The organism is Micromonospora sp. CA-249363 (assembly GCF_050950185.1).
GTDB lineage: Bacteria > Actinomycetota > Actinomycetes > Mycobacteriales > Micromonosporaceae > Micromonospora.
Genome location: NZ_CP192020.1, coordinates 4,911,148 through 4,933,077 on the forward strand (window position 1 = coordinate 4,911,148; position 21,930 = coordinate 4,933,077).

General features: G+C 71.0%; 21 protein-coding genes. 4 read left to right on the top strand and 17 right to left on the bottom strand.

The annotated features are described in order from the left end of the window. Positions 1 to 25: 25 nt before the first annotated feature. The gene (locus tag ACQPZK_RS21695) at positions 26 to 1,630 is read right to left on the bottom strand and encodes an ABC-F family ATP-binding cassette domain-containing protein (RefSeq protein WP_433534757.1); all 1,605 of its coding nucleotides are present in this window, start codon (positions 1,628 to 1,630) and stop codon (positions 26 to 28) included. A gap of 262 nt (positions 1,631 to 1,892) precedes the next feature. Between ACQPZK_RS21695 and ypfJ the strand changes: the two genes are divergently transcribed. Continuing rightward, positions 1,893 to 2,819, top strand: a complete 927-nt coding sequence (ypfJ, locus tag ACQPZK_RS21700) for a KPN_02809 family neutral zinc metallopeptidase (protein ID WP_433534758.1) — start codon at positions 1,893 to 1,895, stop codon at positions 2,817 to 2,819. A gap of 64 nt (positions 2,820 to 2,883) precedes the next feature. Here ypfJ and ACQPZK_RS21705 read toward each other — a convergent pair whose 3' ends face one another. From ACQPZK_RS21705 to ACQPZK_RS21765, 13 genes are all read right to left on the bottom strand, one after another. Continuing rightward, on the bottom strand, positions 2,884 to 3,249 hold the full coding sequence (locus ACQPZK_RS21705; RefSeq protein ID WP_433534759.1) for an SgcJ/EcaC family oxidoreductase: 366 nt from the start codon (positions 3,247 to 3,249) through the stop codon (positions 2,884 to 2,886). A gap of 2 nt (positions 3,250 to 3,251) precedes the next feature. Then, complete coding sequence (locus ACQPZK_RS21710) at positions 3,252 to 3,551, bottom strand: muconolactone Delta-isomerase family protein (RefSeq protein ID WP_433534760.1); 300 nt, start codon at positions 3,549 to 3,551, stop codon at positions 3,252 to 3,254. Positions 3,552 to 3,751: 200 nt separating this feature from the next. After that, complete coding sequence (locus ACQPZK_RS21715) at positions 3,752 to 4,411, bottom strand: acVLRF1 family peptidyl-tRNA hydrolase (RefSeq protein ID WP_433534761.1); 660 nt, start codon at positions 4,409 to 4,411, stop codon at positions 3,752 to 3,754. 174 nt (positions 4,412 to 4,585) lie between these two features. Next, on the bottom strand, positions 4,586 to 5,218 hold the full coding sequence (locus tag ACQPZK_RS21720) for a LysE family transporter (protein ID WP_433534762.1): 633 nt from the start codon (positions 5,216 to 5,218) through the stop codon (positions 4,586 to 4,588). A gap of 663 nt (positions 5,219 to 5,881) precedes the next feature. Further along, positions 5,882 to 6,490, bottom strand: a complete 609-nt coding sequence (locus tag ACQPZK_RS21725; RefSeq protein ID WP_433534763.1) for a TIGR03086 family metal-binding protein — start codon at positions 6,488 to 6,490, stop codon at positions 5,882 to 5,884. Positions 6,491 to 6,671: 181 nt separating this feature from the next. After that, a complete protein-coding gene (locus ACQPZK_RS21730) occupies positions 6,672 to 7,196 on the bottom strand; it encodes a metal-sulfur cluster assembly factor (protein ID WP_433534764.1) in 525 nt (174 codons plus the stop codon). Positions 7,197 to 7,266: 70 nt separating this feature from the next. Continuing rightward, positions 7,267 to 7,743, bottom strand: a complete 477-nt coding sequence (sufU, locus tag ACQPZK_RS21735) for a Fe-S cluster assembly sulfur transfer protein SufU (protein ID WP_433534765.1) — start codon at positions 7,741 to 7,743, stop codon at positions 7,267 to 7,269. Further along, on the bottom strand, positions 7,743 to 9,047 hold the full coding sequence (locus tag ACQPZK_RS21740; protein WP_433534766.1) for a cysteine desulfurase: 1,305 nt from the start codon (positions 9,045 to 9,047) through the stop codon (positions 7,743 to 7,745). The genes sufU and ACQPZK_RS21740 overlap by 1 nt, the downstream gene beginning before the upstream one ends. Positions 9,048 to 9,067: 20 nt before the next feature. Continuing rightward, positions 9,068 to 9,841 carry a Fe-S cluster assembly ATPase SufC gene (gene sufC, locus ACQPZK_RS21745; protein WP_433534767.1) on the bottom strand — a complete coding sequence of 258 codons (774 nt, stop codon included), beginning with the start codon at positions 9,839 to 9,841 and terminating at the stop codon, positions 9,068 to 9,070. Beyond that, the gene (locus ACQPZK_RS21750) at positions 9,841 to 10,167 is read right to left on the bottom strand and encodes a non-heme iron oxygenase ferredoxin subunit (protein WP_433534768.1); all 327 of its coding nucleotides are present in this window, start codon (positions 10,165 to 10,167) and stop codon (positions 9,841 to 9,843) included. Before ACQPZK_RS21750 ends, sufC begins: the two co-directional genes overlap by 1 nt. Continuing rightward, on the bottom strand, positions 10,167 to 11,312 hold the full coding sequence (gene sufD / locus ACQPZK_RS21755; RefSeq protein WP_433534769.1) for a Fe-S cluster assembly protein SufD: 1,146 nt from the start codon (positions 11,310 to 11,312) through the stop codon (positions 10,167 to 10,169). The genes ACQPZK_RS21750 and sufD overlap by 1 nt, the downstream gene beginning before the upstream one ends. Positions 11,313 to 11,415: 103 nt before the next feature. Next, entirely contained in the window at positions 11,416 to 12,846 is a 1,431-nt protein-coding gene (sufB, locus tag ACQPZK_RS21760) for a Fe-S cluster assembly protein SufB (protein WP_433534770.1), read from the bottom strand. Beyond that, positions 12,843 to 13,547, bottom strand: coding sequence for a helix-turn-helix transcriptional regulator (locus ACQPZK_RS21765; protein ID WP_433539271.1), 705 nt, complete (start codon positions 13,545 to 13,547; stop codon positions 12,843 to 12,845). The genes sufB and ACQPZK_RS21765 overlap by 4 nt, the downstream gene beginning before the upstream one ends. 191 nt (positions 13,548 to 13,738) lie before the next feature. On the opposite strand from ACQPZK_RS21765, the gene ACQPZK_RS21770 reads away from it, so the two are divergent. Beyond that, positions 13,739 to 14,704 carry a COX15/CtaA family protein gene (locus ACQPZK_RS21770; protein WP_433534771.1) on the top strand — a complete coding sequence of 322 codons (966 nt, stop codon included), beginning with the start codon at positions 13,739 to 13,741 and terminating at the stop codon, positions 14,702 to 14,704. Between the two features lie 1,088 nt (positions 14,705 to 15,792). Here ACQPZK_RS21770 and ACQPZK_RS21775 read toward each other — a convergent pair. The 3 genes from ACQPZK_RS21775 to ACQPZK_RS21785 all read right to left on the bottom strand — a co-directional run bounded on the left by ACQPZK_RS21775 (position 15,793) and on the right by ACQPZK_RS21785 (position 18,308). Continuing rightward, complete coding sequence (locus tag ACQPZK_RS21775) at positions 15,793 to 16,713, bottom strand: ATP-grasp domain-containing protein (protein WP_433534772.1); 921 nt, start codon at positions 16,711 to 16,713, stop codon at positions 15,793 to 15,795. An 18-nt stretch (positions 16,714 to 16,731) separates the two neighbouring features. Then, positions 16,732 to 17,067, bottom strand: coding sequence for a hypothetical protein (locus ACQPZK_RS21780; protein ID WP_425734050.1), 336 nt, complete (start codon positions 17,065 to 17,067; stop codon positions 16,732 to 16,734). 287 nt (positions 17,068 to 17,354) lie between these two features. Further along, positions 17,355 to 18,308, bottom strand: coding sequence for a heme o synthase (locus ACQPZK_RS21785; protein WP_433534773.1), 954 nt, complete (start codon positions 18,306 to 18,308; stop codon positions 17,355 to 17,357). Positions 18,309 to 18,572: 264 nt separating this feature from the next. Between ACQPZK_RS21785 and tkt the strand changes: the two genes are divergently transcribed. Both tkt and tal read left to right on the top strand, forming a co-directional pair. After that, a complete protein-coding gene (gene tkt, locus ACQPZK_RS21790) occupies positions 18,573 to 20,711 on the top strand; it encodes a transketolase (RefSeq protein WP_433534774.1) in 2,139 nt (712 codons plus the stop codon). A 15-nt stretch (positions 20,712 to 20,726) separates the two neighbouring features. Beyond that, the gene (gene tal / locus ACQPZK_RS21795; RefSeq protein WP_433534775.1) at positions 20,727 to 21,902 is read left to right on the top strand and encodes a transaldolase; all 1,176 of its coding nucleotides are present in this window, start codon (positions 20,727 to 20,729) and stop codon (positions 21,900 to 21,902) included. The last annotated feature ends 28 nt before the right edge of the window (positions 21,903 to 21,930 follow it).

Sequence of the window (21,930 nt, forward strand, 5' to 3'; positions counted from 1 at the left end):
ACGCGACCCGGCCGGCGGGCGGCGGTCAGGCCAGCTCGACCAGTTCGAGGAGGTCGTCGCTCCAGGCGTCCTCGTCGCCGTCGGGCAGGAGGATCGCGCGGTCCGGCTTGAGCGCGAGCACCGCGCCCGGGTCGTGCGTGACCAGCACGATCGCGCCCGGGTAGTTGGCGATCGCGTCGAGCACCTGCTCACGGCTGACCGGGTCCAGGTTGTTGGTCGGCTCGTCGAGCAGCAGCACGTTGGCGCCGGAGCAGACCAGCGTGGACAGGGCCAACCGGGTCTTCTCGCCGCCGGAGAGCACCCCGGCCGGCTTGTTCACGTCGTCGCCGGAGAACAGGAACGCGCCGAGGATCTTGCGCAGGTCGGTGTCGGACTGCTCGATCGCGGCGGCGCGCATGTTCTCCAGCACCGTCCGCTCCACGTCCAGCGTCTCGTGCTCCTGCGCGTAGTAGCCCAACCGCAGGCCGTGCCCCGCGTGGACCTCACCCGTGTCGGGGCTGAGCAGTCCGCCGAGCATCCGCAGCAGCGTCGTCTTCCCCGCGCCGTTGAGCCCGAGGATGGCCACCCGGGAACCCCGGTCCACGGCCACGTTGACGTCGGTGAAGATCTCCAACGAGCCGTACGACTTGGAGAGGCCGGTCGCGGTCAGCGGCGTCTTGCCGCACGGCGCGGGACTGGGGAAGCGCACCTTGGCGACCCGGTCGGCGACGCGTACCTCCTCCAGGCCCGAGATCAGCTTCTCGGCGCGGCGGGCCATGTTCTGCGCGGCGACGGTCTTGGTGGCCTTGGCCCGCATCTTGTCGGCCTGCGCCATCAGCGCGCCGGCCTTCTTCTCGGCGTTGGCCCGCTCCCGGCGGCGGCGTCGCTCGTCGGTCTCGCGGGCCTCCAGGTACGCCTTCCAGCCCAGGTTGTAGACGTCGATGACCGAGCGGGTGGCGTCGAGGAACCAGACCTTGTTGACCACCGACTCCAGCAGCGCGCCGTCGTGGGAGATCACGATGAGCCCGCCCTTGTGATTGGAGAGGAAGCTGCGCAGCCAGGTGATCGAGTCGGCGTCGAGGTGGTTGGTCGGCTCGTCGAGCAGCAGGATGCCGCCGCCGTTCTCGCCGGCGTCGCGGAACAGGATCCGGGCCAGCTCGATGCGCCGACGCTGACCGCCGGAGAGGGTGCCGATGGTCTGGGCGAGCGCGCGGTCCGGCAGCCCGAGGTTGGCGCAGATCCGGGCGGCCTCGGCCTCGGCGGCGTACCCACCCAGGGCGGCGAACTGGTCCTCCAGCGCGCCGTACCGACGGACCAGCTTCTCGTCGGCGTCCTCGGCGAGGCGTTCCTCGATCTCCTTCATCTGTGACATCAGCACGTCCAGGCCCCGGGCGGAGAGCACCCGGTCGCGCCCGGTGACCTCCAGGTCGCCGGTGCGGGGGTCCTGCGGGAGGTAGCCGATGGCGCTGCGCTGGTCGATCTGGCCGCCGTACGGCTGTCCCTCACCGGCGAGCACCTTGAGCGTGGTGGTCTTGCCGGCGCCGTTGCGGCCGACCAGGCCGATCCGGTCACCGGGCTGCACGCGCAGGGTGGTGTCGGACAGCAGGATCCGGGAGCCGGCACGCAGTTCCAGGCCGGTGGCAGTGATCATCTCGTGGGACTCGCTCTCGGGGTCTGGAAGGCTGACTCAGGGCACGCGAAAGCGCCGGCGGGCGGTGGGCCCGTCGGCGCGGGGCGGTTCAGCCTTCGCAGCGCGGCACGGCGACAAGTGTACCGGGCGCTCGCGTACGGCCCGCCCGGATTACCGATCAAGATCATCGGGTACCGGAACGCCTGTCCGGACCCCGTCCGGCACTCACACGACGAAACGCCACACACACGACATTCACCGACTTCAGGCGATCGGGGTCAGCATGGAACTCAACGAGCGGGCCGAGCTCGACACCTCCCAGGCCAACGATTTGGGCCGCGGCAGCGGCGGCGGAGGCGGGGGCGGCATGGGCATCCCCATCCCGGGAGGCGGCGGCCGGGGCGGCATCATCGGCATCGTGGTCGCCGTCATCATCGCCCTGCTCGGCGGCGGCTTCGGCCTCAACGCGATGAACAACGGCGACGAGGGCGGCCAGGCCGGGGGTGACGACCTCGACCAGGTCTGCTCCACCGCAAACCCCGACCGTCTCGACGACGCGCGCTGCCGCAACCTGCTCTTCGTCAACAGCATCCAGGACTACTGGAAGAAGGCGTACCCGGAGCTGGGCAACGGCAACTACGAGCCCACCACCACGAACTTCTTCCAGCAGGCCGTGAACACCGGCTGCGGACAGGCCGACTCGGGCGTCGGCCCGTTCTACTGCCCGGCCGACCAGAAGGTGTACATCGACCTGAGCTTCTACGACGAGCTGGCCACCCGGTTCGGGGCGAAGGGTGAGTTCGCGCAGCCGTACGTGCTCGCCCACGAGTACGGCCACCACGTCCAGGACCTGCTCGGCACCAACGCCAAGGCCGGTCAGGGCGACCAGAGCGGTCCCAAGTCCGCCTCCGTGCGGCTGGAGTTGCAGGCCGACTGCTACGCCGGCGCGTGGGCCAAGCACGCCACCGAGAGCAAGGACAAGAGCGGCAAGGAGCCGCTGTTCAAGTCCATCACCGAGACCGACATCAGCCAGGCCGTCGACACCGCCGAGGCGATCGGCGACGACAGCATCCAGGAGCGCTCCGGCGGACGGGTCAACCCCGACCAGTTCACCCACGGCACGTCCGAGCAGCGCAAGCGCTGGTTCACCCAGGGCTACGACCGGGGCGACCCGAAGAGCTGCGACACCTTCGGCACCGACCAGCTCTGACACCCGTACCGCGTGATCGTGGCAGGCCCGCCGAGCGGGCCTGCCACGACTGTCGTCGGCCCGCTCAGTCGAGCTGCGACACCTGGTAGTGCCCGATCAGCCAGGCATCCCCGATCCGCCGCGCCACCACGCCCAGGTGCACGGTCAGCGTCGACCGGTCGGCGAAGCCGAACTCGACCTCCAGATAGCCGAGGACCACGTCGGCGGCGAGCCGCCGGCTCTCCCGGATCTCGTACGCGGCGGTCAGGCCGAGCGGCTGCGCGGCGTAGTACGCGGCGATGCCGTCCCGGCCGACGACGTACGGGCGCAGGCCCTGGAAGATCGCATCCTCGGCGAAGACCGACGCGACGCGGTCCGGCTCGTGGGCGTCGACCGCCGACCTCCACCGGTCCAGGACCGTGCGCAGGATCTCCACCTCGCTGTCGGCCACGGTCACCGCCCCGGCTGACCCGGGTCGTTCGGGTGCGGCGTCAACGGCGTGACGGTCTCCCGTCGCCAGGCACGCAGCGGCATCGACGCGAGGACCGCCTCCAACTCGTCCGCGTCGGCAGCCTCGAACAGCCCCCACGTACGCCACTCCCCCGGCGCCAGCGGCGGCCGCCACAGGCGCAACAGACTGCCCTGCGCCGTCAGCTCGGCCGAACGCGCCGCCTCGCGCGCCCGCATCTCGGCGACCCCGTCCTCCGACGTGCCGTCCGGCACCGTCGTCACCATGTCCACCAGGAACTCCACGCGCCCATCCTCCGACCGCCCGCGCCGCACCACCCCGCGAACCCCCGTACGGGTGGCGGTCGTCTCTGCTGCGGACTCGACCCGGCGGCCGGTTCGTCATGGCGCCGCCGCCGGCGGCCGTCGGGGTCAGTCCGGGGTCGGGGCCGGGTAGCGGCCGTCGCGGTCAGTCCGGGGTCGGGGCCGGGTAGCGGCCGTCGCGGTCAGTCCGATGCCGGGGCCGGGTCGCGCAACCGGATGCGTACCGCCCGAGCTGCGCTCACCGCCGCGACCAGGACCGCGTGCCGAGGCTCCGGCACGTCGAGCAGCCGCTCGGCCCGCAGCGGCACGAGTGGGGCCAGTCGTCGGTCCGCGAGCACCGTGTCCACGGCCCGCCGGTCACCGCCGCAGACCAGGGCCGCCAGCTTCGCCGCCTCCGGCAACAGCAGCCGTACGGCCAGGTCGGCGGCGTCACCGAGCGCCGCCTTGGCCTGGTTGTCCCGCCGCCGGGCGAACCGGTGCTGCGACCACCCACCGGCCGCGGTGCGCCCCTGCACGTACCGGGTGTCCACCTTGGACACCACCAGCTCGGCGCCCTGCGCCACGCCGATCGCCACCGCGCCCTTGCGGGCCAACAGCAGACCGATCCGGTACGACCTGCCAGCGGCGGCCACGAACGCGGCCACGTCGTCGGTGGCGGGTGACCCGGGTGGGCTGTGCAACTCGGCGGTGGCTCCGTCGGGGGCGGTGAGCAGCAGCCCGTACTCCCGTGCGGTGGTGGTGGGCGGGCCGTGCCGGTCGGCGAAGCCCTCGACCCAGCGGCCGACGCGGGCCGGGTCGACCTCGACCCACCGACCTCCACCGGCGGCAGGTCGACTGGTCACCGCCCGACCGTACACGGCCAGCTCGGATCGACGGTCAGCCCGCCATCCCGACCGGGTCAGAAACGTGACTCAGCCGGCGTCGCGACCGGCGTGACGACACGGCCAAGCCGGCGTCGCGACCGGCGTGGGAGGCGACCAGCCTGGCCTGCGCCCCCGGGGGCAGCGGGCGGACCGTCAGCCGGGCAGCAGCGCCGCCACCGCCAGCGCGGCGATGAGAACGCTGGAGAGCACGCCCGTGATCAGTCGGCCCCGCGGGCCGGTCAGCGCCCGGCCGACCACCGTGCCACCGCCGGCGATGAGCAGCTGCCAGCTCGCCGACGCCAGGAACACCCCGGCCACGAACAGGACCGCCGGCACCGGTCCCGCGTCGGCAGTGTCCGGACGACCGAGCACCAACGCGACGAAGTAAAGCACCGTCGTCGGGTTCAGCAGGGTCAACCCGAGCAGCGCCACGTAGGCCCGGCCCGGAGTACCCAAGCCCCGACCGCCCCGCGCCGCCGGCGTCCGACGGGAGCGGTGGGCGACCCAGGTCCGCCAGAGCCCGTGCCCCGCCAGCCCCAGCAGGACCACGGCGGCGACCACCCGCAGTGGGCCGGCGGCCGGCGCGATGACCCCGGCCAGCCCGGCGCCGCCCAGCGCGGCCACCGCCGCGTAGATCCCGTCGGCCGTCGCCACCGCGAGCGCCGCCGCCGCGCCGACCCGGAACGAGGTACGGGCACTGAGCCCCAGGATGAGGATCGCGATCGCGCCGACCGGAATGGCGACGCCGTAACCGGCCACCAGGCCGGCGAGGAACGCCCCGCTCACGACCGTCGGCGCCGGATCGAGGCCCGCGCCGGCACCGGCCGCTGTCGACGACCGGCAGTCGTCGCAGGGACCAGAACCCGCATCGCGTACGCCTCGATCACACCGGCATCCTGCGCGCCGACAAGCACCCGTCGCAACGGAGTTTCCCCGCCGCGTCCCCGCGCGCCCCCCGCGCCCCCCGCGCCCCCCGCGCCCCCGCGCCCCCCGCGCCCCCCGCGCCCCCCGCGCCCCCGCGCCCCCCGCGCCGATCTTGCACTTAGGAACGCCGAGATGTCCATCCCTGCGTAATATGCCGGCACAGAAAGTGCAAGATCGGCGCACAACCGCCCCGCGCCCCGCGCCCCGCGCCCCGCGCCCCGCGCCCCGCGCCCCGCGCCCCGCGCCCCGCGCCCCGCGCCCCGCGCCCCGCGCCCCGCGCCCCGCGCCCCGCGCCAAGATCCTCACAACATCACCGAAGTTGCTGCCTCAGACGCGCCGGAGACAGCAACATCAGTGAAGTTGCGCGAGTCCTACCCGGGTCGCCGGCCGGCGACGAGCCCGTCCGGCGGGCGGCCCGCGCGCCAGTCGAAGATCGTGCTCGAACCAGGATGTAGTGGCCTCGGTGCGTCGCCGAGGCCACTACATCCATGATCGAGCGCGATCTTGGCCGGGTCGGGCGCGGGGTCAGTGCCGCGTGCCGGTCCACTGGGGGTCGCGACCGAGGTAGGACAGCAGCGCGGTGACGTCGTCGGCCTCCACGCCCGGGTCGAGCGCCGCCGCGTACGCACCGTAGGTGCGCAGCGGCTCGACGATCTGCCGCGCGACATCGAGCAGGGGGCGGGCCAGGTCGTCGTGGAGCGGGGACGGTTGGCCGGTGGCCACCGCGATGTCCCAGGCGTGCACCGCCGCGTCGAGGGCGGCAGCGACGGCAGCCGTATGGGCGGGCAGCGCGCCGTGCGGCAGGGGCGTCGGCACCTGCGGGTCGTCGTCGGCGACTCCCGCCCAGGCCCGGGCGGACGCGTCGAGGGCGGCGTTCACGCCGGTCAACTTGTCCCCCTCGATCCGCCCGGACGGCGCGAACGGGTCCTCCTCCGGTCCCGATCCGCCGGTGATCGCCCCGACGTAGGCGAGTTGGTCGCCGGTCGCGTGCTGGAGCACCTGGGTGACCGTCCACAGCTCGCAGGGGGTGGACAGGTCCCAGGCCTCGGCCGGGATCCCCTCGGCCGTCGTCCGCAACGCCCGGTGCGCCTCGTCGAGCACGATCCGCCACTGCCCCACTGCCGTCTCGCTCATTGTCCCGACCCTCTTCCGCTGCCCGTCGAATGGATCCTGTGAAACGGAACGTTCCGCTCCGTTCTGAATTCAGCCTAGCAGACCGGAACGATCCGTTCCACTAGAAGTTTTCACCCCTCGAACGAGTCGAGCGCGGCGCCCCGGAGGGCACCGCGCTCGACGAAGAAGATCGGGAGTCGGGTCAGACGTTGAAACCGAGGGAACGGAGCTGGTCCCGACCCTCGTCGGTGATCTTGTCCGGACCCCACGGCGGGAGCCACACCCAGTTGATCCGGATGTCGTTGACCAGGCCTCCACCGGGACCGGTGGTCAGGGCCTGGCGGGCCTGGTCCTCGATCACGTCGGTCAGCGGGCACGCCGCCGAGGTGAGCGTCATGTCCAGGGTCGCGACGTTCTCGTCGTCGACGTGCACCCCGTACACCAGGCCCAGGTCGACCACGTTGATGCCCAACTCCGGGTCGACGACGTCCTTCATCGCCTCCTCGATGTCGGCGATCATGGCCTTGCTGACGCCACCCACCGAGGCCGCGTCACCCGCCGGAGCAGCAGCGCCATCCGCCGAAGCAGCGTCACCCGCCGGAGCAGCGCCACCCACCGAGGCAGCGTCGCCCGCCGGGGCGACGGCGTCGCCACTCACCGCACCGGCCTGCGCCGTGACGGTGTCGTCGGCCTCGGGCGTCGCCGCGGTAGCCGTATTCTCGCTCATGCCATCTCTCCGCTTCGCTCCGTGACGCCGTGCGGCGCGCTGAACCGATGATCCGTTCGCTGACGCTCGCTCACGCCTTCACCTCCGGGCTCACGCCCACACCGGCGCGAGCCGCCGCGTCCTTGAACGCCATCCACGGCAGCAGCGCGCACTTGACCCGGGCGGGATAGCGGGCGACGCCCGCGAAAGCCACCCCGTCACCGAGTACGTCCTCGTCCGGCGTGACCTGGCCACGTCCGGACATCAACTCGACGAACGCCTCGTGCACCTCAAATGCTTCCCCGGCGCCTCGACCGCGCAGCAACTCGTGCAGCACGCTCGCCGAGGCCTGGCTGATCGAGCAGCCCATGCCGTCGTACGAGATGTCGTGCAGCACGGTGCCGTCGGTGGCCACCCGGACGGTGACCTCGTCGCCGCAGGTCGGGTTGACGTGGTGCGCCTCGGCGACCTGGTCGGCCGGGTCGTCGGCGTCACGCAGGCCCCGCCCGTGCGGGTGCTTGTAGTGATCCAGGATGATCTCCTGGTAGAGCTGATCGAGCTGGACCATCAGTCGAACACCTTCCGTACCTGCTCCAGACCGCCCACCAGGGCGTCGATCTCCCCGGTGGTGGTGTAGAGGTAGAACGACGCCCGGGTCATCGCCGGGACGCCGAACCGGCTGCACACCGGCTTCGCGCAGTGGTGACCCACCCGGACCTGCACGCCCAGCGAGTCGAGCACCTGGCCCACGTCGTGCGGGTGCACGTCACCGAGGGCGAACGAGATGGTGCCGCCCCGGCCGATCGGTACGGTCGGGCCGAAGATCCGCAGGTCGGGCACCGAGCCGAGGGCGTCCAGCGCGTACGCCGTCAGCTCCTTCTCGTGCCACTGGATGGCGGGCATGCCGATGCCGGTGAGGTAGTCGACCGCCGCACCGAGCGCGACCGCCTCGGCGATCGGCGGAGTGCCCGCCTCGAAGCGGGCCGGCGGCGCGGCGAACGTCGACCGGGCCATGGTCACCGTCTCGATCATCGAGCCGCCGCCCATCACCGGTGGCATGGCGGCCAGCAGCTCACCGCGCCCCCACAGCACGCCGATGCCGGTCGGGCCGAGCATCTTGTGCCCCGTGAACACGATGTAGTCGGCGTCCAGGTCGACCACGTCGATGGGCAGGTGCGGCACGGACTGCGAGCAGTCCAGCAGAAGCAGCGCGCCCACCTCGCGCACCCGCGCGGTGATGCGGGAGGTGGCGTTGACGGTGCCGAGGATGTTCGACATGTGCACCAGCGAGACGATCTTCGTCCGTTCGGTGATCAGGTCTTCCAGGCCCGACTCGTCCAGCCGCCCCTGCTCGGTGACGCCGAACCAGCGCAGGGTCGCGCCGGTGCGCTCGCACAGCAGCTGCCACGGGACGATGTTCGAGTGGTGCTCCATCTCGGAGATGACCACCTCGTCGCCGGGACCGAGGCGGAACCGGGGGTCGCCGTCCGGACGCAGCGAGGCGTTGGAGAAGGCGTACGCCACGATGTTGATCGCCTCGGTGGAGTTCTTGGTGAACACCACCTCGTCGACGCTCGGCGCGTTGATGAACGCGGCGAGCTTGGCCCGCGCCCCCTCGTACGCCTCGGTGGCCTCGGTGCCCAGCGTGTGCACCGAGCGGGACACGTTGGCGTTGTGCCGCGCGTAGTGCTCGTCGAGCACGTCGAGCACCTGGCGGGGCTTGTGCGAGGTGTTGGCGCTGTCGAGGTAGACCAGCGGGTGCCCGTTGATCTCCCGATCGAGGATCGGGAAGTCGGCGCGCACCCGGGCCACGTCGAAACGCGGCACCTCGTCGTACTGCGGCATCCCCTCGGGGATCGCGATGCTGGTCATCTCGGCAGCGCCCTTCTCACTCAGGCCTTGGCCGAACCGGCCCCGGCGGCGTACCGCTCGTAACCCTCGGCCTCGAGCTTGTCGGCCAGCTCCGGGCCACCCTGCTCGACGATCCGACCGGCGACGAACACGTGCACGTGGTCCGGCTTGATGTAGCGCAGGATCCGCGTGTAGTGGGTGATCAGCAGCACGCCGGTGTCACCGGTGTCGCGGACCCGGTTGACGCCCTCGCTGACCACGCGCAGCGCGTCCACGTCGAGGCCCGAGTCGGTCTCGTCGAGGATGGCGATCTTCGGCTTGAGCAGCTCCAACTGGACGATCTCGTGGCGCTTCTTCTCACCGCCGGAGAAGCCCTCGTTGACGTTGCGCTGGGCGAACGCCGGGTCCATCTGGAGGCGCTCCATGGCGCCCCGCAGCTCGCCGCCCCAGGTGCGCAGCTTCGGCGCCTCGCCGTCGACGGCGGTCTTGGCGGTCCGCAGGAAGTTGGCCACCGAGACGCCGGGCACCTCGACCGGGTACTGCATGGCCAGGAAGAGGCCGGCGCGAGCGCGCTCGTCGACCGTCATGGCGAGGACGTCCTCGCCGTCGAGGGTCACCGTGCCGCCGGTGATCTCGTACTTGGGGTGGCCGGCGATCGAGTACGCCAGGGTCGACTTGCCGGAGCCGTTCGGGCCCATGATCGCGTGGGTCTCACCGGACTTCACGGTCAGGTCGACACCGGCCAGGATCGGCTTGAGCTCACCCTCGGGCAGCTTGACCGACACCTTCAGGTCGCGGATCTCCAGGGTGCTCATTATCGGGTCACTCCATTACTCGGCGTCAGGCTCAGGTAGATGTCGCCGTCGCGGACTTCGACGGGGTAGACGGGTACGGGTTCGGTGGCGGGCAGGCCGCTGGGCGCGCCGGTGCGCAGGTCGAAGCGCGAGCCGTGCAACCAGCACTCCAGCGTGCAGCCGTCGACCTCACCCTCGGAGAGGGCGACCGCGGCGTGCGAGCACTCGTCGTAGGCGGCGTAGAACTCGCCGTCCTCGGCGTGCACCAGGGCGATCGGCGTGCCGTCGACCTCCGCTCTGATGGCGGTGCCCTTCGGCACGTCCTCGGTGGAGCAGATCCGGATCATCAGGCGCCGGCCTTGGCGAGTCGCGCCTCGATCGCGTCGCCCAGGCGCTCACGCAGCTCCTCGACCGGGATCTTGTTGATCACCTCGGCGAAGAAGCCACGGACCACCAGACGGCGGGCCTCACCCTCCGGGATACCCCGGGCCATCAGGTAGAACAACTGCTCGTCGTCGAAGCGGCCGGTCGCGCTGGCATGGCCAGCGCCGGCGATCTCGCCGGTCTCGATCTCCAGATTGGGTACGGAGTCCGCGCGCGCGCCGTCGGTGAGCAGCAGGTTCCGGTTGATCTCGTACGTGTCGGTGCCGGTCGCCTCGGCCTGGATCAGCACGTCGCCCACCCAGACGGTGTGCGCGTCCGCGCCCTGCAACGCGCCCCGGTAGCCGACGTAGCTGCGGCAGTCCGGCACGTTGTGGTCGACGAGCTGCCGGTGCTCCAGGTGCTGGCCGCCGTCGGCGAAGTAGACGCCGTACAGCTCGGCCTCGCCGCCCCGGCCCGTGTACTCCACGCTGGTGAACTGCCGGACCAGGTCGCCGCCCATGGACACCTGGATGTGGATGACCTTGGCGTCGCGGCCCAGCTTGACCTTCAGGTGCTGGGCCTGGACCGCGTCGTCGGCCCAGTCGGCGACGGTGACCAGCGTCAGCTTCGCGCCGTCGGCCACGGTCACCTCGACGTTGTCGGCCAGGGTGGCCGACCCGACGTGCTCCAGCACCAGGGTCGCCTCGGCGAAGCGGCTGATCTCGACGAACGTGTGCCCGAACGCCGGCTGCCCCGCGCCCGTGCCGACCACCCGCAGGCCCACCGGCTGGCCGAGCACCACGTCCGGGGCCACCCGCACCAACAGGGCGTCGGCGGCGCCGCCGTACGCCAACGCGCTGACCCGGTCCACCGGGGTGAGCACGCTGCCGACCCGCTCGTCGTCACGGCCGATCCGGGTGACGGACACGCCCTCGGGCAGGTCGCCGTACTCGTGCCGGACCGTGCCGGTCTCGGCCGGCACGTCGCCGACGAGGCCGCGGAGGCGCTTGAGCGGGGTGAAGCGCCAGTCCTCCTCCAGGCCGGTGAGGGCCGGGAAGTCGGCGACGTCGTACGAGCGCAGCGCCTGCGACTTGGTGCTGGGCGGCGGCGCGGAAGCCTGGGTAGTCATCTCTTCCTTGGTCTGTCATGTATCGGAGGGTCGAAGCGGGCTGGACCGGACCCGGCGTACCGGGTCCGGGTCCGGGTCCGGCCGTGGCCGGGCGGAGGCGGCGTCAGCCGACCGCGCCCTCCATCTGGAGCTCGATGAGCCGGTTCAGCTCCAGGGCGTACTCCATCGGGAGTTCCTTGGCGATCGGCTCGATGAAGCCGCGCACGATCATGGCCATCGCCTCGTCCTCGCTCAGACCCCGGCTCATCAGGTAGAAGAGCTGGTCGTCGCTGATCTTGGAGACGGTCGCCTCGTGCCCCATCGACACGTCGTCCTCGCGGATGTCGACGTACGGGTACGTGTCGGAGCGGGAGATGGTGTCGACCAGCAGCGCGTCGCACTTGACCGTGCTGCGGCTGTGGTGCGAGCCCTCCAGCACCTGCACCAGACCCCGGTACGAGGTCCGGCCGCCACCACGGGCGATCGACTTCGACACGATGGTGCTGCTGGTGTGCGGGGCCGCGTGCACCATCTTGGCGCCGGCGTCCTGGTGCTGGCCCTCGCCGGCCATCGCCACCGAGAGCACCTCGCCCTTGGCGTGCTCGCCGGTCATGTAGACGGCCGGGTACTTCATGGTCACCTTCGAGCCGATGTTGCCGTCGACCCACTCCATGGTCGCGCCCTCGTGGCAGACGGCGCGCTTGGTCACCAGGTTGTAGACGTTGTTCGACCAGTTCTGGATGGTCGTGTAGCGGCAGCGCGCGTTCTTCTTCACGATGATCTCCACGACCGCGCTGTGCAGCGAGTCGGAGGAGTAGAGCGGCGCGGTGCAGCCCTCGACGTAGTGCACGTACGCGCCCTCGTCGACGATGATCAGCGTCCGCTCGAACTGGCCCATGTTCTCCGTGTTGATCCGGAAGTAGGCCTGCAGCGGGATCTCCACGTGCACACCCTTCGGCACGTAGATGAACGAGCCACCGGACCACACGGAGGTGTTCAGCGCGGCGAACTTGTTGTCGCCGACCGGGATCACCGTGCCGAAGTACTCCTTGAAGATGTCCTCGTGCTCCTTGAGGGCGGTGTCGGTGTCGAGGAAGATGACGCCCTGCTCCTCAAGGTCCTCACGGATCTTGTGGTAGACGACCTCCGACTCGTACTGCGCCGCGACACCCGCGACCAGCCGCTGCTTCTCCGCCTCGGGGATGCCCAGCCGGTCGTACGTGTTCTTGATGTCCTCGGGCAGGTCCTCCCAGCTGGTGGCCTGCTTCTCGGTGGACCGCACGAAGTACTTGATGTTGTCGAAGTCGATGCCGGTGAGGTCCGCGCCCCAGGCCGGCATCGGCTTGCGGCCGAACAGCCGCAGACCCTTCAGGCGCAGGTCGAGCATCCAGGCCGGCTCGTTCTTCTTGGCCGAGATGTCCCGCACCACCGCCTCGTTGAGGCCGCGCTGGGCAACCGCCCCGGCGACGTCCGGGTCGGACCAGCCGTACTCGTAGCGACCCAGGGCGGCGAGCTGCTCTTCCTGGGTCAGGGGCTGGACGATCTGCTCGGTCATCTATCTGTCCTCACAGTGGTGACGGGATTACCGGATGAAGCACGGCCCGGCTGGGTCGGGATGTGCGTCGTGCACACCCCGTCGCCGTGCGCGATGGTGGCCAGGCGCTGCACGTGGGTGCCGACCAGACGGGAGATCACCGCGGTCTCGGCCTCGCACAGCTGGGGAAACTCGGCGGCCACGTGCGCCACCGGGCAGTGGTGCTGGCAGAGCTGGCCGCCGGAGGCGATCGTGGTCGCGTTGGCAGCGTAACCCTCGGCGGTCAGCGCTCCGGCGAGTGCCTCGGCCCGCGCGAGAGGGTCGTCGCCGGCGTCCTCCATGGCGGCACGACAGCGCGACTCGAGCGCGGAGACCTGTTCGGCGGCGAACGCCTCGACCGCGTCCGGGCCGCCGCTGCGGGCGATCCAGCGCAGGGCGGCGGTGGCCATGTTGTCGTAGTGGTGCGTGCCACAGCGGCCCCGAGCCGCCTCGGTCAGCACGAACACCTTGGCCGGACGGCCCCGACCACGACTGCCCTGCACGGCCTGCTCGCGGGCGACGACGTCACCGTCGGCGAGCATCGCGTCCAGGTGCCGGCGGATCGCCGCCGGGCTGAGGCCGAGCGCCAGACCGAGCTGCGCGGCAGTCGTCGCGCCCCGCTCCAACAGCAGCTGGGTGACGCGGTCCCGGGTGGAGGTCTCCGTCGGGGAGCCGCCCAGCACGGACGACGAGGCCCCGACGAGGGCGGACGCGGACGCGCCGACGGCTGGAACAGCCGCCGGCTGGTGCCCGGAGAGCGCCGCCGCGTTTTTCACAACGCCAACGTTACGTAATTGCCCGGAGGGTGGCAAACCCGGGCCCCGGTGATCCGAACCACCGCGTCGACGGAGTCGGACGAACCTCGATCACTACGGTGCGTAGGATTTGCGCCGTGAACCGAATCGTCCGTCCGGTCTCCGGCGTCCTGCTGCGCCGCCTCGCGCTCGCCTCGATCATCGCGAACGTGGCCATCGTCGTCACCGGCGGGGCGGTCCGGCTGACCGCGTCGGGCCTCGGCTGCCCCACCTGGCCCCGGTGCACCGACGACTCGTACGTCACGACCCCCGAGATGGGCGTGTACGGGGTGATCGAGTTCAGCAACCGGATGCTGACCTTCGCGGTCGGCCTCATCGCGCTGGCCACCGTGCTGGCCGTGCTGACCCACCGGCCCCGCCGACCCGGGCTCCTGGCGCTGTCCGTCGCCGTGTTCCTGGGCATCCCCGCCCAGGCGGTCGTCGGCGGCATCACGGTGCTCACCAACCTCAACCCCTGGGTGGTCGGGCTGCACTTCCTCGCCTCGATGGCGGTGATCGCCGCCGCGTACGCCCTCTGGCGGCGGATCGGCGACCCGGACGGCCCGACGGTCGCCGTGGTCCCCACTCCCCTGCGCGCGCTCGCCCGGATCACCACCGGCGTCACCGCCGCGGTGTTGGTGATCGGCACCTGGGTCACCGGCAGCGGCCCACACGCCGGCGACCACGGCGCGGCCCGCAACGGCCTGGACCCGGAGTCGATCTCCCAGGTCCACGCCGACGGGGTCTTCCTGTTGATCGGCCTGTCGGTGGCGCTCATCTTCGCCTTCCGCGCGGTGGGCGCTCAGCGGGCCACCCGGGCCGCCGTCGTCCTGCTGGCGGTGGAGCTGGGTCAGGGGCTCATCGGCTTCGTGCAGTACTTCACCCACGTGCCGGCGCTCCTGGTCGGCGCGCACATGCTCGGCTCGTGCCTGGTGCTCCTGGCCGCACTGTCGGTCCAGTGGTCCACCCGCGAACGCCACCCGATCACCCCGGCACCCGAAACCACCGCAGTCCCGAAGACCGAGCCCGTCCCCACCCCAGCCTGACCCACACCCCCACGCCCCACGCCCCACGCGGCTGTGCGCGACGCCCTGCGCCCCACACCCCCACACCCCCACGCCCCACGCCCCACGCCCCACGCCCCACGCCCCACGCCCCACGCCCCACGCCCCACGCCCCACGCCCCACGCCCCACGCCCCACGCCCTCGGCGATCTTGCACTTTCGGTTGGTGAAATGCGTGGGGATGCACCTTCCGTCGCCACAGAAAGTGCAAGATCGGCGCGTCGGGGAGGGCGACTGACGTCAAGATCGTGCTCGATCCAGGATGTGGTGGCCTCCTCCGCACACCGAGGCCACTCGATCCTGGATCGAGCACGATCATGCCGAAGCGCGGGCGAGCCGACCGCCGACCGAGCGGCAACGGCCACATGTGCGACAGGGCCAGCCCCGGCCCCGGATCAAGATCTACACAACATCGGGGATGTTGCTGTCTCCCGCGCCCGGGAAGCAGCAACATCCCCGATACTGCGCGGATCTTGGGACGCGCGCCCGAGGCCGGGCAGCACGCGCCCGAGGCCGGGCGGCGGCAGGCGGCCGGGGTAGGGCACGCGCGCGGAGCAGGGGCACACGCCCGGGGCCGGCCGGGGCAGCGCCCTGCCCGGACGGGGTCAGGCCGGACAGGGTCAGGCCGGACAGAGTCAGGCCGGACAGAGTCAGGCCGGACAGAGTCAGGCCGGACAGAGTCAGGCCGGACAGAGTCAGGCCGGACAGAGTCAGGCCGGACAGAGTCAGGCCGGACAGAGTCAGGCCGGACAGAGTCAGGCCGGACAGAGTCAGGCCGGACAGAGTCAGGCCGGACAGAGTCAGGCCGGACAGAGTCAGGCCGGACAGAGTCAGGCCGGACAGAGTCAGGCCGGACAGAGTCAGGCCGGACAGAGTCAGGCCGGACAGAGTCAGGCCGGACAGAGTCAGGCCGGACAGAGTCAGGCCGGACAGAGTCAGGCCGGACAGAGTCAGGCCGGACAGAGTCAGGCCGGACAGAGTCAGGCCGGACAGAGTCAGGCCGGACAGAGTCAGGCCGGACAGAGTCAGGCCGGACAGAGTCAGGCCGGACAGGTCAGGCCGGACGAGGGTCAGGCCGGGCGGGGCAGGTGGGTGGCGATGGCGGTGGCGAGGCGGTCGGGCGCGCCGTCGGCGTACCCGAGGAAGAGCGACGGCTCGGTGAGCTCCAACTCCACCAGGACCGGGTCGCCGTCCGGGCCGGAAATCAGGTCCACGCGGGCGTAGAGCAGCTGCCCGGTGCCGCCGGGGACCGCCGCGAGGGTCCGCTGCGCGACGGCCAACTGCTCGGCCGCGGCGGTACGGGGGCTGATCTCCTCGTCCTTGTACAGCTCGTCCGGGCCGAGGTCGGGGCCGGTCAGCATCGGGCCCTTGCGGATGGCGTGGCTGTACGCGAGACCGTCGGGGCCGGTCAGGAAGAGCAGCGCGGTCTCGCCCTCGGTGTCGACGGCGCGCAGGTACGGCTGGACCATCGTCGTCCGGCCGGCGGCCGAGAGGCGGCGCACGTGTGCCTCGGCCAGGGTCCGGTGCTCGGGGTCGGCCAGGTCGTACCGGCCGGTGTCCTGGCTGCCCGCGCTGACCGACGGCTTGATCACGTATTCGCCGCTGTCGGCGGGCGGCGTCCAGGTGTCGCCCGGCTCGACCCAGGAGGTCGGCACGGTGGGTACGCCGGCGGCGCTCAGCTCGCCGAGGTAGCGCTTGTCGGTGTTCCACCGCACCACGTGGGCGGGGTTGACCAGGGTGGGCACGGTGGCGGCCCAGGCGACGAACTCGTCGCGGCGCAGCGCGTAGTCCCAGGGCGAGCGGAGCACGACCAGGTCGTACGCGGCCCAGTCGACGGCCGGGTCGTCCCAGACGGCGACCTCGGCGGTGATCCCCCGGGCGGCGAGCGGGTCGAGGACGAGGCGGTCGTCGGGGTCGAGGTCGACCAGGCGGGAGCAGGTGACGAGAGCGACCCGGGGTTTCCCCCGGGCCGACTGGTGGTGGTTGGTCAATTCAGCTATCTATCTATCTCAGCGGGCCATCGTGCGCCGGGCCATCGACCGCCAGAGGTCGTTGCTCGGTCGCATCTGGTCCATCAGTTCACGCTCCCAGGCGTTCTCGACGGTGACTCCCGCCTTGGCGCACGCCTCCCGGGCCGTGACGGTGTCCTCGGCGAACTGGTCGCCCCACTCACCGTCGCCGCCCACGAGGACGATCCGTGCGCCGCGCTTACCGACGTACTCGATGACGGCCTTCGCGCCGCCGTGCCCGGCGGCGAACGACTTGAGACCCGCGACCAGACCCTGCGGGGCCTGCTCGCCGGAGGTCTGCTCGGCCGTCAGCGTCGTATCGGAACCATCTGCCATGACGCGAAGCCTAAGCAGAGTTCCACTCGCGCGGGCGAGAACCATGAACCTTTTGTGATGCCAATTACCTACAGGTTTAAGGGAGAGCACAGACTCTTTGTCCGCTTAAATACGGACTTTACCGCCTCAACTGCCGGAGCAAACCAGGCCGCAGGCACCGCAGATTGAGTCGATCCGACTCATGCCGAAAGTTACTCTGATGTGACGTTAAACCGGGACAACTCATCCACGATGGTGACTGTTCGCAGGATTGGCGGCGAAACCCCTGGCCCGCGCGCCGCGCGGGGTCAGATCAGCGCGTCGAGCGCGACGGCCACGAACACGATCGTCAGGTACGTCGTCGACCAGTGGAACAGCCGCATCGGCTTGACCGCCTCGCCGCGCGTGGCCCGCCGGCAGAGCTTGTGCGCCTCGAGAATGAAGATGGCGCCCACCACCAACGTGGGCACTCCGTAGATCGCGCTGAGCCCCAGCGGCCAGACAGCCAGCGAGGTGAGCACGGTGAGCCACGCGAAGATCAGGATCTCGGCGTTCACCCGGCGGGTCGAGGCCACCACGGGCAGCATCGGGATGCCGGCGCGGGCGTAGTCGTCCTTGTACTTCATGGCGAGCGGGTAGAAGTGCGGCATCTGCCAGAAGAAGACCACCGCGAACAGCGCCCAGGCCGCCGGGGCGAGCCCGCCGGTGACCGCCGCCCATCCGATGAGCACCGGGGCGGCCCCGCAGGCGCCACCCCAGAAGGTGTTCGTCGGCGTGGAGCGCTTGAGCCACATCGTGTAGACGACGTCGTAGTAGAGGATCGCCGCGAGCGTCAGGCCGGCGGCGAGCAGGTTGGTGAACACCGCCATCAGCACGATCGAGACCGCCGCCAGCACCAGACCGAAGACCAGCGCGTTACGGGGCGACACGGTGTGCGCCGGCAGCGGACGCCGCTTGGTCCGCCGCATCAACTGGTCGATGTCGCGGTCGATGTAGCAGTTGAGGACGCTGGCCGCCCCCGCGGCGAGCGAGCCACCGACGAGCACCACGGCCATCAGCCACAGCGACGGCAGGCCACCCTCGGCGAACATCATCGCCGGAATGGTGGTGACCAGCAGCAGCTCGACGATGCGCGGCTTGGTCAGCGCCACGTACGCCGACACGATCGCGCGTACGTCCCGCCGCGCCACCGGACCCTCGGCCGCCCGTGCCGGGGGCTGCCCGGCGGGGTTGCTCGCGGGGCGCTCGGTGATCATGCTCACGGATTGCCACCTTCCGGCATCGGCACGGGGAGATCGGATCGGCGAGGCCCGCTCGGGGACCGCACACCGACCCACACACTACGCGTCGTCGTTTTGGCTGCCCGGCCGACCCGACAACGGTGCGGGCCGTCACACCACCGGGTTGAACCACCTGGCCGACCGTCACGTACCGCACACCATGCGAGATCCCCGGGCGGACGTTTAGTCACGCTCGATAGGGTCACCAGTGAGGGTTCCGCCCATCTGCCGAGGAGCACAACCATCGTGGCTGCCAACCGACCCGAGCACTCCGCACTCAACTGGTCCGACCTCGATCGCCGGGCCGTCGACACCGTCCGCGTGCTGGCCATGGATGCCGTGGAGAAATCCGGCAACGGCCACCCGGGCACCGCGATGAGCCTCGCGCCCGCGGCCTATCTTCTGTTCAACCGGGTCATGCGGCACAACCCGGCCGACCCGAACTGGCCCGGCCGGGACCGGTTCGTGCTCTCCGCCGGCCACTCCAGCCTGACGCTCTACATCCAGCTCTTCCTGTCCGGCTACCCGCTGAGCCTCGACGACCTGAAGTCGCTGCGCCAGTGGGGCTCGATGACCCCGGGCCACCCGGAGCACGGCCACACCCCGGGCGTCGAGACCACCACCGGTCCGCTCGGGCAGGGCCTGGGCAACGCGGTCGGCATGGCCATGGCCGCCCGCCGCGAGCGCGGCCTGTTCGACCCGGAGGCCGAGCCGGGCACGTCGGTCTTCGACCACAACATCTGGTGCATCGCGTCCGACGGCGACATCGAGGAGGGCATCAGCCACGAGGCGAGCGCCCTCGCCGGGCACCAGCAGCTTGGCGGCCTCACGCTGATCTACGACGACAACGAGATCTCGATCGAGGACGACACCCGCATCGCCAAGAGCGAGGACGTCGCGGCCCGCTACGAGGCGTACGGCTGGCACGTGCAGACGGTCGACTGGCGTACCGGCGACGCCGACCAGGGCGACTACCACGAGAACGTCGAGGCGCTGTACGACGCGCTGATGGCCGCCAAGGCGGAGACCACCCGCCCCTCCTTCATCGCGCTGCGCACCATCATCGGCTGGCCCGCCCCCAACAAGCAGAACACCGGCAAGATCCACGGCTCGGCGCTCGGCGCCGACGAGGTCAAGGCCACCAAGCGCATCCTCGGCTTCGACCCGGAGCAAACCTTCCAGGTCGACGAGGAGGTGCTGGGTCACGCCCGCACGGTGATGGGTCGCGGCTCGGACGCCGAGCAGGAGTGGACCGCGTCGTTCGACGCCTGGAAGAAGGCCAACCCGGAGCGCACCGCGCTCTACGAGCGGCTCGCCGGCCGGGTGCTGCCCGACGGCTGGACCGACGCGCTGCCGGTCTTCCCCGCCGACGCCAAGGGTGTGGCCACCCGGGCCGCGTCCGGCAAGGTGCTGGAGGCGCTCGCCCCGGTGCTGCCGGAGCTGTGGGGCGGCTCGGCCGACCTGGCCGAGAGCAACAACACCACCATGAAGGGCGAGCCGTCGTTCATCCCGGCGTCGCACGCCACCAAGGACTTCCCGGGCCACGAGTACGGCCGCACGCTGCACTTCGGCATCCGTGAGCACGCCATGGGCGCGATCCTGAACGGCATCGCCCTGCACGGCGGCACCCGCCCGTACGGCGGCACGTTCCTCGTGTTCAGCGACTACATGCGCCCCTCGGTGCGGCTGGCCGCGCTGATGAAGCTGCCGGTGACGTACGTCTGGACGCACGACTCGATCGGCCTGGGCGAGGACGGCCCGACCCACCAGCCGGTGGAGCACCTGACCGCGCTGCGCGCCATTCCGGGCCTGGACGTGGTCCGCCCGGCGGACGGCAACGAGACCGTGTGGGCCTGGCGGCAGGCGCTGGAGCACACCGACCGGCCGACCGCGCTGGCGCTGAGCCGCCAGGCCCTGCCGACGCTGGACCGAGAGGTTCTGGGCGATGCGTCCGGGACCGCCAAGGGCGGTTACGTGCTGGCCGAGGCGTCCAACGGTAAGCCTCAGGTGATCATCATCGGCACCGGGTCCGAGGTGCAGCTCGCCCTGAACGCCCGGGAGCGGCTGGAGGCCGACGGCACCCCGACCCGGGTGGTTTCGATGCCCTGCCAGGAGTGGTTCTACGAGCAGGATGAGGCGTACCGGGAGTCGGTGCTCCCACGCGGGGTAAAGGCACGGGTGAGCGTGGAGGCGGGCATCGCGATGTCCTGGCGCGGAGTCGTCGGCGACCTGGGCGAGAGCGTCAGCATCGAGCACTACGGCGCGAGCGCCCCGCACACCGTGCTCTTCGAGCAGTTCGGGTTCACCCCCGACCGGATCGTGGCGGCGGCGCACGCCTCGCTGGCCCGGGTGGGCGACATCACCGGTTTCACGACCGGCAACTGAGGGAGCGTGGACGGCATGACCGACAAGCTGAATGAGCTCACCGCCGCGGGTGTGGCGGTCTGGCTCGACGATCTCTCCCGGGTACGTCTGAGCTCCGGCGGGCTGGACCAGCTCCGCCGCGAGAAGCACGTGGCCGGGGTGACCACCAACCCGACCATCTTCGCGAAGGCGCTCAGCGACGCCGACGAGTACAACTGGCAGCTGCGTGACCTGGCCATCCGTGGCGTCGACGTGGAAGAGGCCGTCCGCATGCTCACCACGTACGACGTACGGTGGGCGTGCGACGTGATGCGCCCGTCGTACGACGGCAGCGACGGCGTGGACGGCCGCGTCTCGATCGAGGTGGACCCGCGCAGCGCGCACGACGCCGACAAGACGGTCGCCGAGGCCAAGGCGCTGTGGTGGCTGGTCGACCGGCCCAACCTCTTCATCAAGATCCCGGCCACCGAGGAGGGCCTGTCGGCGATCACCGACACGCTCGCCGAGGGGATCAGCGTCAACGTGACGCTGATCTTCGGCCTGGACCGCTACTCGGCGGTCATGGAGGCGTTCCTGACCGGTCTGGAGCGGGCCAAGGCCAACGGCCACGACCTGTCCACCATCGGCTCGGTCGCGTCGTTCTTCGTGTCCCGGGTGGACTCCGAGGTCGACAAGAGGCTGGAGAAGATCGGCTCGGACCAGGCCAAGGCGCTGCGCGGCAAGGCCGCCGTGGCCAACGCGCAGCTGGCCTATGAGCGCTACACCGAGGTCTTCTCCTCGGACCGCTGGAAGGCGCTCGAGGCCGCCGGGGCGCACCCGCAGCGGCCGCTGTGGGCCTCCACCTCGACGAAGAACCCGGACTACCGGGACGTCATCTACGTCGAGGAGCTGATCGCCCCCGGAACGGTCAACACCATGCCGGAGTCGGTCATCCACGCGTACGCCGATCACGGCGAGACCCGCGGCGACACCGTCACCGGTTCCTACGACGCGGCCCGGAAGGTCTTCGCGGACCTGGAGTCGGTCGGGGTGGACATGGCCGACGTGATCGCCACCCTGGAGCGCGAGGGCGTGGAGAAGTTCGAGGCGAGCTGGCAGGAGCTGCTCGACGGCGTCAGCAAGTCGCTCAAGGCGGCCGGCACGGGACAGGGCGCTCCGAACAAGGCCGCCAAGGGCAACGCCAAGGCGGCGGAGAAGGCCGGTGGCGCGTGAGCGAGCCGATCAGCACGCAGCGAAGTGG